The organism is Salisaeta longa DSM 21114, from assembly GCF_000419585.1.
GTDB lineage: Bacteria > Bacteroidota > Rhodothermia > Rhodothermales > Salinibacteraceae > Salisaeta > Salisaeta longa.
This window is the reverse complement of record NZ_ATTH01000003.1, coordinates 40,944-55,335: the sequence shown is the minus strand read 5'-3', so window position 1 is coordinate 55,335 and position 14,392 is coordinate 40,944. Positions and strand designations below refer to the sequence as shown.

The 14,392-nt window shown below is 58.3% G+C and carries 5 protein-coding genes; all 5 read left to right on the top strand.

What is annotated here, in order from left to right; genetic code table 11:
* Positions 1–875 precede the first annotated feature (875 nt).
* From SALLO_RS0114115 to SALLO_RS0114090, 5 genes are read left to right on the top strand one after another with little or no spacing between them, the layout of a single operon-like run.
* Positions 876–2,357 carry a hypothetical protein gene (locus tag SALLO_RS0114115; RefSeq protein ID WP_022836946.1) on the top strand — a complete coding sequence of 494 codons (1,482 nt, stop codon included), beginning with the start codon at positions 876–878 and terminating at the stop codon, positions 2,355–2,357.
* A gap of 59 nt (positions 2,358–2,416) precedes the next feature.
* The gene (gene pglZ / locus SALLO_RS0114110) at positions 2,417–4,594 is read left to right on the top strand and encodes a BREX-5 system phosphatase PglZ (protein WP_022836945.1); all 2,178 of its coding nucleotides are present in this window, start codon (positions 2,417–2,419) and stop codon (positions 4,592–4,594) included.
* Positions 4,595–4,653: 59 nt separating this feature from the next.
* Entirely contained in the window at positions 4,654–7,551 is a 2,898-nt protein-coding gene (locus SALLO_RS0114105) for a helicase-related protein (RefSeq protein ID WP_022836944.1), read from the top strand.
* 27 nt (positions 7,552–7,578) lie between these two features.
* Positions 7,579–8,868 carry a metallophosphoesterase family protein gene (locus SALLO_RS17475; protein ID WP_022836943.1) on the top strand — a complete coding sequence of 430 codons (1,290 nt, stop codon included), beginning with the start codon at positions 7,579–7,581 and terminating at the stop codon, positions 8,866–8,868.
* 59 nt (positions 8,869–8,927) lie between these two features.
* Positions 8,928–12,473 (top strand): ATP-binding protein, encoded by a 3,546-nt coding sequence (locus SALLO_RS0114090; protein ID WP_157621538.1) that lies wholly within the window; start codon positions 8,928–8,930, stop codon positions 12,471–12,473.
* Positions 12,474–14,392: the final 1,919 nt, after the last annotated feature.

The following is a 14,392-nucleotide window of genomic DNA, read 5'->3' as shown; positions in this document are numbered from 1 at the left end:
CGAAGGAGCGCTCCTTTCTCCATGCAGCTTACGTGGATGCCTTCGAGAACGATATTCAGCGGAGGTATGTGCGTCCTCTGAGCGAATTTGAAATGATTCCAGGTGCGTCGCTGTCGTATTGGGTGCCGCTGGATCTTCGAAAACTGTATCAGACTGAGTTCTGCATTGAGGCACGGGAAGGTGACGACCGAAAATCTGTTGGCGTAGTCCGGCAGGGAATAGCTACTGGTAAGGACGACCGATACGTACATCTTTTCTGGGAGCATAGCAACGAAGGTTGGACACCCTTTTCCAAAGGTGGCGAGGATTCTTGGGTCTTACCACGAGTGCAGCGAGTTTTGCGATGGGGCAGGGACGGTGATGAAATAAAGAGGTTCAGTGGTGGTAATGGGACACCAAGCGAACAACATTACTTCAAACCAGCCATCACGTACAGCACCGTCAAATCGAAGCATGGACGGCGGTTCGGTTTGTTGCAGGATGGCTCCATCTTCGGTCATATCGGCTCAGTAATAATCCCAGATCGCGATGTGATGGAGCTACTGGCATATGCCAACAGCTTAATTGGCACGTATCTGATGCTTGCGCAGAAAACCGAGCGTATATGGGAGGTTGGCGAGGTGTCAAAACTTCCATGGTTTGATCGCCTTGCAGATTCTTCGTTGAAGAATGCGTCGCAGGAAATTATCGCGCTGTTGGCCTCCCTTCGGCAGTTCGAGTTCAACTCGCCCTATTACAGCGGTCCTGTTTTACTTAAATTGCTGGGTCATGCTGACAGTATACCAAGCCATCGCCATCATGCGCATCGTGCCCTGTTAGAGGATGCACGCCTGTCCAAGCCAGCAGAGCTGGCTCCTTCCGCGTCGCTATTTGAGATGGTACAGGCAGCGAAGAGCTTTTGGGAGGAAACCAAGACGAACATCCAAACGCGGGCAGACGGCATCAATCACCGGGTGTTTGATCTGTTAGATCTCGACGAGGGCCAGCAGCACCTCATCAAACAGGAAATACGCATTCGGTACGGAGAGGCCGGACTGCGCCCCTTCTGGAATGAAGAGGACGATGGCCAGGAGGATGAGGGAGAAAGCGACAATCCATTTGATGTTGATAAACTTGTAGAACGCATGCTCCTCCACCTCGTCTTCGAGATATTGGAGGAAGATGACGACGGCATCGTGCTCCTCCGTGCCGTCTCCGACGACGAGGAGGCCGACCTTGTGGTGAAGATGACCCGCAAGTTCGAAGCCATCTGGGGCGAATACGCCACCGACCGCCTGCAGGAAGTCGACCAGGTGCTCGGCAACCGCGCCCCGACCGACGAGCCCTATCCCAACCTGCGCCACTGGCTCGAACACAAACTCTTCGCCTTCCACTGCAGCGAATTCGAGAACACGCCCATCCTCTGGCAGCTCAGCACCGAGCGCCTCGGCGACGGCGATGCGGGCATCACCGGCTTCGCCTGCCTCATCGACTACCACCAGCTCGGCGCCGACGTCTTCGACCGTCTCAGCACGCGCTACCTGGAGACGCGCAAAGCCGCCCTCCGCGAGCGCCAAACCGCCGCTCGCCGCACCGCGGACGACGACAGCGTCGACGCCGCCACGCGCCGCGCGTCTCGCCAAGAGGCTGAGCGCACAGATGCCGCCCTCCGGCAAATCAGCGCGCTGGAAACGAAGATCGCCGAACTCAGCCAGACCCAGCCCCGCCCGTGGGCCGAGGCCGTGCAAGACGACGCCCGCGAACTCGCGCCCAAAGTTCGCCGCTTTCGCGAGCGCCTCGAAGAGCGCCTCCAAACGCTCGACGCCCTCCACGAGGAAGCACCCACGTCGTGGTTCAAAGACCACTTCAGTCCCAAGTTTATGGCGTCGGTCAACGACAACCGCGACGAGTGGATCGACGCGCTGGAGGACCTGGAAGCCGCCTGCGAGCAGTTCGCCCGCCCGGCGGACGAGCCCGTCGAGGCGCACCTGTACGACCTGCTGCCGTACTTCAACAAACTCACCGGCTCCACGCACTACAGCAGCAACGGCATCTTCTTCTTGAACTACTACTTCTCGAAGGGGAAAGACCTCGCCGCCAAGATCGACCAGGGCCAGACGAACGGCGTAACGCGCCGCCAAAAGCTCGTCGCCGCCCTCGCCCGCGAAACCGATGAAGACATCGAGCTGGGCGAAGCCATCAACGTCGCCTGCCAGCGCATGAAAAAACACATGGACAGTGAGTGGCGAAAACGCGCGCTGGAGGAGGTCACGACCGCCGGGTACCGCCCCGTCAAAAAGCACGGCGTAGCCATCAACATCACCCCGTGGGCCGAGAAGAAGATCGTCCCCGAGCTCGTCGACAAGAAGGTGATCTGAGACGGAGGCCGCCCCCCATCTTCACTTGAATTCGCCGCTCCAACCCCTCCCCTAACCGTATGCCTGCACCCAAACACGCTCAACAGTCCCTTCAGGAAGAAGCGGAGGCGCTGCTCCAGGCCGCCTTCAACGATGCCCCCGGCCCGCGGCGTCGTGTACTCTGGTGGGATGCTGGCGGATACCTTCGAAGCGTGGTGGAACGCGCGTGTGAGGCGTTGGGGGTGCCGTTTATCCCGCGCGAGCATCCGCTGGCCTTTCGGGCGTGGGTGGCCGAGCAAGGCGCTACGCCGGAAGACGAGCCCGAGCGCGTCGTCTGGTACGTGCCCGAAGCACAAAACGGCCGCGACTGGTTTCGCGACGTAGCGCACATGGGCAAGGTGATCAAGAAGGGTATCGAAGACCTTGCTGCCGATCTGTATGGTATTTACCCATGGCAGCTCCGTTCATGGGAAGGCGAAGGTGCCGTCAGCCAAAGCATCGCCAACATTCTCAAGGATCAGCTCAGCCGCCGCGATCGGCCCACATTGCAGCGGCTCCAAGCCAGCCTTCTTACCGGCGACGACAGCCTGCCGGTTGAGTACATCTTGCGTGACGGATGGGGCCGCCTGCCCGATGACCCGGATGTCGTTGAGAAAGTCCGTGCACTCCTAAACGATGAACACGTGCCCAACCTGCGCCCGAGCAGTCAGCCCGCAGCCATCGTCAAGGCTGTGCGCCGCTGGGCCGTGGCGGGGTGGCTTCACCACGAAGGCGTACCCCGCGATGCGTTTCCCCGATTCATTGCAACGAGCGATCTTGGCTACGCCCACCGCCGCCTCAAATCGGTGCTTGAAACCGATCAGCAAACGGAGGTCTTGTCCACGTATCAAAAAGCGTACTGGCCGGATGCCATCAAGCAACTCGACGATCCCTGGGTCGCGAGCGCATGCCCGGTAGACGGTGCCCTGGAAGCGTATCTGTGGAAGGTGTGGCTTCAGGATTTCGATGCAGGAGCATTTGCACAGTGTCAGGAGCGAGCCCGCGAACGCACCGAAGCGCTCCGTGCCGCCACCAAGCGAGACGGCGAAGACGTGGGCAAAGCGCGCCCGCCCTGGATTCGCGCGTGGCGCCAGGCCGCTTCACTCGCCGAGCTTGCGCACCGCTACGACACGTGGGCCGACCGCGATGCGCCGGTTCACGCCTTGTACGCCGATCGGGAAGAAGGAAGCTGGCACATCGATGCAGCCGTTCGTCGCATCATCGTCTCCGGCACGCCCGAAGAGGACTTGTCCACCGACCATCCAGCCCGCGAGGCACTGGCCACCTGCCGCGACGCCCTGGTGGGCGATCGGTATCTCGAATACCTGCAAACGCTGGCCGGTAAAATGGAGGCCGCCCTTCAACGCGGCACGCTCCTCGACGACACCTTGCGCCCCAGCGTCACGTTCTGGTCCGATCACAGCGAGGCGCTCAGCGCGGGCAAGGAAGCGGTCTTGTTTTATATCGACGCCCTTCGCCTCGATTTGGCCCGTGCCCTGGCCGACCGCTTGCAGGAACGCTCCGACGATGCTGCAGGCGTACACCTCACGGTTCGCGAGTCGACGCGCCTCGGGGTGCTGCCGTCGGAGACGGCGTTTGGCATGGCGGCCGTACTGCCCGGGCGCGTTCGCGCCTACGAGGTAAAGATGAACGGTGGAAAGCTGCGCGCGCATCGAAGCGGGCGCGCCCTCAATACCACGCGCCGTCACGAGCTGCTCAGGAACGAAGGATGGACCGTGGCTCCGCACGACGCGTCGGCATGGTCCGGCACGCGTGTGGCGTACATGGACACGGAGCTGGACGACATTGGAGAAAACGACCTGGACCAAATCGAAAAGAAACTGGCCGCGCGCATTGACGAACTCGTCCGTCTGATCTTTCAAAAGATGCGCAGTGGCAACTGGAGCCGTGCCTACGTCGTCACCGATCACGGCTTTGTGCTCCTTCCTGAACGAACCACCTTCGAAGCGCTCGCGCCGCCGGAGGGTGACATCAAGCGCCGCCGCGTCGCTGCCGCCGACGCACCCGACAAGGGGCCAGGAGTACGCTTAACGCGCGAACGCATCCCCGATCTGTCGTACCTGGCCTCGCCGGTCCGCATCCTCGTAGATCCTTTGCAACGATTCAAAAAGCAGGGGCTCGCCGACACGCGTTTTTACCACGGCGGCGCCCTTCCGCAAGAGTGCATCTTGAGCTTTTTGACCATCGAGGCCGAGTAGTACCGAACGTGTAGGCTAATCTGCAACATCCTGTATCCTTTCATCACACACTGTCTCAAATGATTGATACGCTAAATCCAGGCGACAAAATTCTTCTCGATGGCCAGCCAGCCGAGGTGATCACAATCACCCAAATGGGAGAGCTGCCCTATCTACGTGTGTACGTAGAAGGGGAAGGCGTCAAGTCCGTTTGCGTTGAGGATGTGAACATTGATCACCGGGGGAGCGACGGATCGGCGGCCGACACGGACGATCTGGACGACCTATCGGCTGATCGGTTTGACCTTCGAACCCAGGCAATGCGCTTTCGCCTGGCGCATCAGCGCGGCCAGCTTTTAAGCATTTCAAATTCGCTGGTACGCTTAGAGCCGTACCAGCTTGCCTGCGTGAACCAAGTCATGCAGCGACTACGGCAGCGCGCGCTCATCGCCGACGATGTGGGGTTGGGAAAGACGATTGAGGCTGGGCTCATCCTAAAAGAGCTCGATGCCCGGCGCCGTGCAGATCGCGTCTTGTTTGTAGTACCGGCCCACCTGCAGAAAAAGTGGGTGCGCGAGATGAAGCGCTTCTTTGACATTCAGCTCAGCGTCGCAGACCGGTACTGGGTAGAAGGGGAGCAGCGTCGTCTTGGGGAAGAAGCCAACGTTTGGAATCAGGACCAGCAACGACTCATTACGAGCCAGGCCTTCATTAGGCAAGGACGATTTGAGGCACCGCTGCAGGAAGCTTTTTGGGATGTTGTTATCGTCGACGAGGCCCACAAAGCCAGTCGGAAAGGAAAAACGCCGAGCAAAACAGCGCGGCGCGTAGAGCAGATCACCAGCCAGTCCGACGCCCTGCTATTGCTCAGTGCAACGCCACATACGGGCAAGGAGCAAAGCTTCCGATCGCTTATCTCGTATGTCGACCCGCTCAAGGTTGCACAAGATCAAGAGCTCACCCGTGAAATCGTCGACGAGGTGATGATTCGCCGCGGAAAGGAAACGATTTTCGATGACGATGGCGAGCGGATTTTTCCGAACCGCGATGTGCAGACGGTCGGCGTTTCCATGACCACTGCAGAGAAAAACTTCTACGAAGCGGTTACCGAGTACGTACGCACCGTTTACAACCGGTCGGAGGTGCTTAATGCCCCGGTGGTTGGCTTTGCCATGGCGCTGATGCAGAAGCGGCTCGTAAGTAGCATCGGGGCCATCCGTTCGACCCTTGAGCGTCGGCTACAGGGATTGCTTGCGCACGATGATCTCGATCTATCGCGCGATGCACGAAGCTATCTCGAAGGAGAGGACCTGGAGGAAGATGAGCAAATTGAGGCCGAGAAAGAGCTGGAGCGCGTGACGGTAACGGCCGATGAAGAGCTGCGAGACGAACTTGAAGCGCTTCGGTCGCTTCTCGAACGAGCCAACGAAATTGCAGTCGACAGCAAAGCCCGAAAGGTTCAGCAGTACATCCAAACCCTTCTTGAGAGAGAACCCAACGAAAAGGTTCTCCTCTTTACCGAGTACCGAGATACGTTGGAATACTTGCTCACGCTTTTTGAGGATGAGCCGTGGTTCGACGAGATCTTGCTGATTCACGGCGATGTGGGGAAAGACGAGCGGGCAAGCATCGAAGACGAATTCAACTATGGCAAGAGCCGACTGCTCTTTGCCACCGACGCAGCTAGTGAAGGGATCGACCTTCAAAAGAGCTGCCATATCATGATCAACTATGAGCTGCCCTGGAACCCCAACCGTCTTGAGCAGCGCATTGGGCGCATCCATCGGTACGGGCAGGAGCGTGAGGTAAAGGTATGGAACTTCCAGTTTGATGGCACCCGTGAAGCCGAAATCTTTGAGCTCCTGCAGGAGAAAGTGGAGGCCATTCGGGCGCGCGTAGGGGCAACAGCGGATGTCTTGGGAATGATCGAGGATCTCAACATCGAGAAATTGATCATGCGCTCCATTCGTGACAATGAGCCTCCATCCGTCACCCAGGAGGAGCTGGAGCGCGAAATCGAGAAGCGACAGCAGACCCTGATGGACTGGTACGAGCGAAGCCTGATTGATTGCTCGACATTCGATGCCGAGAGTCGGCGCCGGATCCAGCAGGTCGTGGACGATTCTGAAGACGTATTCGGCTCATCGCAGGATGTCCAAGGCTTTGTGATTGCAGGTCTTCGAGCATTGGGAGGAACGGTTGAGCAGGTCTCCACCCGTCAGTTCCGTGTAACCGTGCCGGATGTTTTGGCCGCTTCGGTCGACGAGACCTTCGAAGAACAGATGATCACGTTCGATCGCGATCTAGCCATGCGGTTCGAGGGCAAGGTAACGTACCTATCGCCCGATCATCCGCTTGTAGGCGCGCTCGTCGATCATGTGTTTGATGACGAGGATGTCTTTGGCGGAAGAAATGGAGCCAAGGTTTTGCCCTTTGTTCAGGATCCGGGGATCGTCTTCAATTATCGGATTGCATTCGAGGATGGCACAGGAGAAGTTCTCCGTGAGGAGCTTTTCCCCGTCTTTGTGGACGAATTGAATGGCCAGGCACAGCACAACATGGGCGAGCGTATTATCGATGGTGAGTCGCTCTCCGTTTCGCCCGATGCGTCGCTGCTGAAGACGCTACAGGCGCGTAGCGAGGCGCTCAAAGATGCAGCCGAGGCGTATCTGAGTCGCACGGTTCGGCGCATCCGAAAAGAACTGGCCGAAGAGCGTGAGGTGAAGACAGAACAAGAGCTGCAGCGGCTCGACGACTACGCAGCGTCGGAGCGAAAGCGGCTTCAAGCATTTATTAAGCGCTACCGCCGCGAACAAGAAACGGGCAAAGATATGGAGATTGCCATTCGTGGACAAGAGAAGCGGCTGGAAAACCTAAAGGCACGGATCGAAAAGCGAAAAGAAAACGTGCGCGCAAAATCGCGCGTGGTTTCTCTGGCTCCAGACCTCGTGAATCTGTGTTACGCGCTGCCTGCTTAACGTCCTCAATGCCAACAACCGTTCTCTATGCCGTCTCGCTTTCGGATCATCTGCACCGGTGATGTTCATCTTGGGCGTCGCCCGGCCCGTGCGCCGCGCCGCCCCAACGAGCTGTCGGTGCAGCACGTATGGGCACAATGCATCGAAGAGGCGCTCAACCGGAGCGTTGATGCCTTTGTGTTGACGGGTGACATCGTCGACAACGAAAACAAAATGTACGAGGCGTTTGGGCCTCTAGAGCGTGGTATCCGTCGCCTCCTTGAGGCAGGCATCAACGTGGTAGCTGTCGCCGGCAACCACGACTACGATACTTTTCCCCGCTTGGTGCGCAGCATCAACGACGATCGCTTTCATCTGCTGGGGCAGGGCGGAAATTGGGAGGCCGTGATCCTCGAAAACAGCGACGGTGCCCGCGTTCGCTTCATCGGATGGTCGTTCCCAAGCCGGTATGTGCCGCGGTCGCCTCTCGAAGACGGCCATTTGGAGGCCACGTCAATGCCAACCGTTGGCGTGTTGCACTGTGACGCGGGACAAGCGGAAGGGCGGTACGCCCCCGTACGTCGTGAGGCACTGGCCCGTGCTCCTGTCGATGCGTGGTTGCTTGGCCATATTCATGCCCCTAATGAGCATCGCCAAGGTGGGCAGCTTCAGCTCTACACCGGATCGCTACAACCCCTCGATCCCGGTGAAACCGGTACGCATGGGGCGTGGCTGGTGAACGTCGGGCCATCGGATGTAAATGAAGAACGCATTCCGCTTGCAACGCTTCGCTACGACAGGGCCTCGGTTGACGTGTCGGGATTCGATACCGCAGACGACGTCGAGCACGCCGTTATTGAAACGATCCAGGACGGCATGGCGCATGCTGCCCGTACATGGCCCAACGTACGGCATGTTGTCTATCGGCTCGTGTACGATGGCCGCACGGCGCTCCATACGGAAATTGAGCGACAGGCGAAAGACGTCGTTGCTGATCTTGCACCGTCAGCGGGCGAGGTCCACGGATCGATTTACGACTACGAGATTCAAACGCGCCCCGACTACGACCTCGGTGAACTTGCCCGTGGCAACGATCCGGTAGGTGTGCTAGCGGAACTGCTCCTCGATCTTGAAGCAGGGCGCGACACCGATGCTGTTCGAAACGTGATGCAGCAAGCAAAGAAAAACGTCCAGCCGCTCTATCGGTCAACACGCTATGACCCGCTTCAGCGCGACCCTGAGCGAGGAAACGCCCCGTCGTCAGGTGAGATACGCCAATGGGCTATCCGTCAGGGGTACCGGCTCCTTGATGCCATACACACGCCGGCAGATCGGTAGCAAAGAGCCCGTCTTCGCACCTCCCGCTTACTTTCGTTTGCACAGACTGTCTGCTTCTCATGTCTACCCACCCTGAACGGCTTAACGCTGCACCGTTTTCAACCGACGATTCAACGCCGGTGTTGGCTTTTTCTCATATTCAGGTGCACCGCCTCTACGGGCTCAATCACAACCTAAAGGTCGAGGATCTGACAGACGGCGTAAACATCATCTATGGCTCGAATGCTTCGGGAAAAACAACGTTGGCTCGGGCGATCCAGATGATGATCTGGGCGAAGCGTGGAAGCGACGATAGGCCCGTTCTTTCTGGCACGTTCCGCATGGGGGCTTCAGCATGGCACGTTGAGCGTGATGGCAACCGAGTTAAGTATCAGAAAGACGCCCAGGCAGCGCCTCCTCCTTCCGTCCCCCCAGCCTCCTACCACGCGCGGTACCACCTGTACCTCCCAGATCTCCTTGCAGCCACCGACGGAGCCGACGCCTTTGCCAAGCATATCTTAGAAGAAGCGCAAGGCGGCATCGACCTCGAAGGGGCGGGGCGCAACCTGGGCTTTGGTGTTCCGACGCGAAATAAGAACAAGACCGCTCGTGCGGTTGAGGACGCGCGCAGCCAAGTTAGGAAAACGAAAGCAAAGCAGGAAAAGCTGCGTGAAAAGGAGCGTTCGCTCAACGACCTGCGTCGGCAGCACAAAAAAGCGCAGGAGGCTGGCTTGCAGGTCCGTGCGCTCGAACAGGCGATGACCGTTGCTGACGCCCGGAAAAAGCATCGTGAAGCTGTCGATCGCCTCGAAACGTTCTCGGAGGCCCACGAGCATCTGCGCGGTGATGAGGATGAGCAGCTTGATGCGCATCTGGCGACCATCGAAAAAGCCAGGGACGTCGTTGAGCAGCACGAGCGCATCATCGATAAGGCACAAAAGACGCTCGGCGAAAGCATACTGCCTGATGGAGGACTGTCGGCCAGCGAGGTTGAAGCGCTCCGGGCGTTGAAAGATGCGCTCAAAGAGGCTGAGAAACGTGTTGAAGATGCCAAGACGCAGGTTGCCAAAGCGAAAAAGAGGGAGCAAGAAACCTGGAATCGGCTCGATGCCGGCATGGATCGCGAGAAAGCCGCAGCTGTAGGCCTGCCTCAGATCCAGACGGTTGAAACGCACGTTGAGAAGGCGGAGGACCTACGTGGCTCGCAGGAGGCACTGAAGGTAGTTCAGCGTCTGCTAGAGGCAGACGCGCCAACCCCCTCCGCAGAAACGCTGCAGGACGGAGTCCGGGCGCTGCATCGGTGGTTGCAGCAGCCGAACCCCGCGGAAGATAACCGAGGTGTACGCTGGGTCGTCATTGGGAGTGCGGCAGGAGTGGTGTTGCTGGGAAGTTTCGCCTATATCGCTCACGGAGTCTCGCTCTGGATCGCCACAATTGCCGTCGTGCTTGGCCTCCTCATCATCGGGGCAGACGTGCTGCGCGCTCGCGTATCGAACGCAGAAGCAGCAGCGCGCGACGACCGATCTGCCTACGAGCGCAACTTTGAGCGGACCGGGTTGGCAACGCCGCAGTGGACGCGCGCGGCGGTCGAGAAAGCGGCCGACCGTCTGCTCGACGCATTGCGCGGGGCAGCCGTAGAAACAGCAAAAATCGAAGAATGGGAGCGGTTAGCGCCCGAATATAAGAAGCTAGCTAACCGTGAAGAGAAGCTCAAAAGGGAACGCGAACGGCTTTCTGAACGGCTGGGATTCAACGTCGGTATGCGTTCGCTGGCCTGGCTCGTTGAACGCCTATCGGAGTGGCAGACGGCGCGCGAAGAGGCGGAAGCCGCCGAGGCAGCGCGTGATGAAGCCCGTCGCCTTGCCCAAAACGCACTGAACAACCTAAACGAGACGCTTGACGCGCTTAAGCTGGGAGACGCGGCTTCGGCCGCAGAAGCGGCGGGTGCGCTGAAAACGCTGGAGCAGGAGCGCGAGGTGTTTCGGCAAGCCAAGCAAGACCTCGATGGTGCGGAGGCTGAGAAAACGCGTGCCGAGAAAGATATCAAAGAAGCGCAGGACGCGATCAACGAGATCTATGCGTCCACCGGCGTGGAAGTGGGCAACGAGAGTACGCTGCGTGACCTGTGCGATCGGCATGAGGACTACAAGGAGACACAACAAGCCGAATCGAGAGCACAAATGGAGCTGGAAACCGAACGCCGGCAGCTTCATCGCTTGGATGGTCACGAAGCTTGGATGGATGAGGACGTTCGGTCTGAGTTAGCGAAACGTCTTGAAAGCGCCCGCACCTGTGCACGTCGTGAGGAAGAGCTGCGAGAAAAAATTGGTACGATTGAACGTGGTATCGAAGAAGCGAAAGAAGAAGGGACGCTGGAAGAAGCGCGGGCGGCGTACCGGGAAACGGTCGACGCGCTAGCTCGCGAGAGGCATGAAGACTATAACCGTGCCGTCGGTGCTGCCCTATTAAAGTGCGTACAAGCGAAGACACGAGACCAGGGATTGCCGCCGGTTTTCGACCGAGCGCGCGAGCTGTTCGCTGCGATTACGAATCACCGCTACGAGCTCATCCTTGACCGCGACGCAGGCGTGTTTAGGGCACGTGACCGAATCGAAAGCCGAGGATTCGATCTCGATAAGCTATCGAGTGGCACAAAAGTCCAACTTCTTTTAGCTGTGCGGGTGGCATTTGTCGAATCGCAAGAAGAGACGTGTAGGCTCCCGCTCGTGCTAGATGAAACGCTCGCGAACAGCGACGAGGAGAAAGCTACTGCGATCATCGATGCCATACAGGCTGTGTGTGCGTCGGGTCGTCAAGTGTTCTACCTCACGGCGCAGAAGGATGAAGTAATGAAATGGCGTGAGCATATCAGCACGACCAACGTGCCCTGTAAAGTTGTGACGCTTGGAGACATCGCTCCCATTGCGGAGGACTCGCGAGAGAATGATGTAGTAATTCCTGTACCGCCACTTCGCACTGCCCCTATTGAGCTGAAAGGTAAGAGCCATACAGCGCTCCGCGACATACTAAAAGTTCCCGCGTGGACGCCACGTCAGCCGGTATCGAAGCTTCACCTCTGGTATCTAATAGAAGATCCAAAGGGCCTTGCCGACCTCGTACGTCGCGGGACAGAAACCTGGGGGCAGCTTGCATTCCAGTATGAACGTACGGGCAATGCTGCTACGGGGCTTTCATCTGACAAAGATGACTGCATCCGGGCTCGCGCGAAAGCTGTTGAAAGCTGGCAAGACGCTTGGCGGGTCGGCCGAGGCAAGGCGATTGGGCCGGAAGCCCTAAAGGATTGTGGAGCGGTATCGAGTAACTACCTTGAAGACCTCGTCGAGCTCGCCAAAGCGTTGAAGGGCGATGCTGAAAAACTTCTACGTGAGCTTAGGGAGCGCAATGACGAACGCACGAAAGGATTTCATAGCACTAAGGCTGACGAGTTCGAAGACTATTGCTATGAGCATGGCTACATCGACATGCAGGAGACAAACACGCCAACCGAGATGTGGCAGTACGTAACAGCGGATTTAGCACAGGAGCTAAGAGACGGATTAATCACGCGAAGTAACCTGGAGCGGCTTTTTAGAGGCTTTGCAGACGACGCGCCGCACCCTGACTGAGGTGAGCGTTCCACTAGACAGAGTGTGCATCTCAGTGTAGCTTTGGCCCTTGTAAAAATACAGAATGCTAGTCAGTAGCACCTGGGTAAAAGGCGAAGACGCCCGCTTCTCCGTTTAGGTCGCCCAGGATGAGGCATGTCTCGTGCGAGACACGCGAGGAATTTGCTTCACCAGCCGCCTTTGTTGCCGCTTTTTAGCCTCTGCCCATCAATCATCTCAGACTTGAACTGTTACACGGCCCGAAGTGCCGGCCGCCGCTCGTCAAATCGCTGTTTGCGCCACTTGTAGACGCTTGTAAACACTTTATTGAGTTCTTGCAGCGGAAGTCGCGGGCTGTTCTGCTTGTTCCAGCTCCACAGGCGCGTTCGGGCACGCATCGTGGAGGGGGCTTCATCGAGCATCTTATGCGACCAAAACACCGCAGCCCAGTGTCGCCCAACGCACTCGGGGCGCTCAATGTCGCTTCCCCACGGTTCGCCCTCTGCTACGCCCTCTGCAATGCGCCGCAAGACCCCTTTGGGGCGTCGCCTGGCTCCTTCCGCTGGCGCACGATCTGAAGCCAATGTCTCACAGTCGTGATCGGGTGTATGCTGCGTGTCATAGCTGGGTGTAAGGGTCAGGTGTTTGATGAGGTCGGTTGAAGCATCGGTCCCCCGGGGGTGTGGCATGTCGAGGGGAGCGTACTGAAACTGCGGTTCTGAGAGGTACCATAGGTAGTAACAGGGCTTGTCTAAGAACTCATCTCCCGTAGCGCCGACGGTGCGACGGCCAGTGTCTTCGTGAATCCCGCCTATCGCGCGAATTAGCTGGCCTGGGCGAAAGCACGCGTCATCAATGGCTCGCCGAAGTTCTAAGTCATCGCCGCAGAGACGATCGAAAAGAGCCGAAAGGGCATTTATTGCAGCACGGGATGACCGATAGATCGGGCACCCCAAGAGACTGTGAGGGATGCGAACGTGAACTGAGGCATTCCCTGAATACGATACGACTACGTCTTCCAGATCAACGCCGGTGTCTTTCAGCAAATGTAGGAGGCGACGCGCGAGGCGATCCGAAACGCGTTTGCACTTCTCTCCTCCGTCGTTTCGGCCATCAATTTCGGCAATGACCCACGGTACTGTAACCGCGCATTTTGAACGATCGTGGCGTTGTACCTCATCTTTCCGCCAGCGACCAATCGTTAAGTACCGAGGTGACGCCGCTTCGCGGTCTCCGACCCTAGCATGTTTGCGTTCGTAGCGCCGGCCGTGAGCGGTGTAGCGGTTTCCGTAAAGGGAAGAGCACGTCACCGCATGGGTAAAGCGCCTGTGGAGCTTCTGTGAGCGCGCAACGTGCTGTGCTGCCTGTTGCCACACGTCGATATACTCGCTACTGCCACTTGGCGCAAGGCTAAGGCTATCAGCGTCGTTTTCTGCCGGAGGCGTACAGAGAACGAACGGTCGCGGCTCGGCATAGCAATTAGCACCAGCTCGTTTGAGGTTCTCCGACGGCCGCCAGCGACGGCCAAAGCGGTCGGCGTCTCTTTTCCGAACATTCGGAACGGTAGGCCCAATGTTGAACGTCTCGCTCCCGCGCTGCACTGCTTTTTGAAGCCTACGGTACAGACGGTGAAAGTCCTCGTGCGCTAATGGGTTGCCTTGCGGCACTGCCCGTCTGTAGATCCGCGTCCAGATGTCTTCGGTAAACGACTGAATCGACTTGAAGAATTCCCCGCGTCTTCGGTTGACACGCTCGCCGCTATGCATCTCAAAGACCCGGCAGGAGGCGTTGTCGGACTTTCGTGTCAGATGGACGGCCCGACTGTCGAAGAGAAGGTCTAACCGCGGGGTGCTTTGGCGAGTGAGAATGCCGCTGCGACGTTCCACGTAGCCTGCGCGCAGCGGAACGGACCGCGTGAAGGCACTTCGGTAGGCACGATC

Bases quoted from the DNA above. Each gene is read 5' to 3' on its own strand.
- SALLO_RS0114115 (WP_022836946.1), top strand. From the start codon at position 876: ATGGTACAGGCAGCGAAGAGCTTTTGGGAGGAAACCAAGACGAACATC.
- pglZ (WP_022836945.1), top strand. From the start codon at position 2,417: ATGCCTGCACCCAAACACGCTCAACAGTCCCTTCAGGAAGAAGCGGAG.
- SALLO_RS0114105 (WP_022836944.1), top strand. From the start codon at position 4,654: ATGATTGATACGCTAAATCCAGGCGACAAAATTCTTCTCGATGGCCAG.
- SALLO_RS17475 (WP_022836943.1), top strand. From the start codon at position 7,579: ATGCCGTCTCGCTTTCGGATCATCTGCACCGGTGATGTTCATCTTGGG.
- SALLO_RS0114090 (WP_157621538.1), top strand. From the start codon at position 8,928: ATGTCTACCCACCCTGAACGGCTTAACGCTGCACCGTTTTCAACCGAC.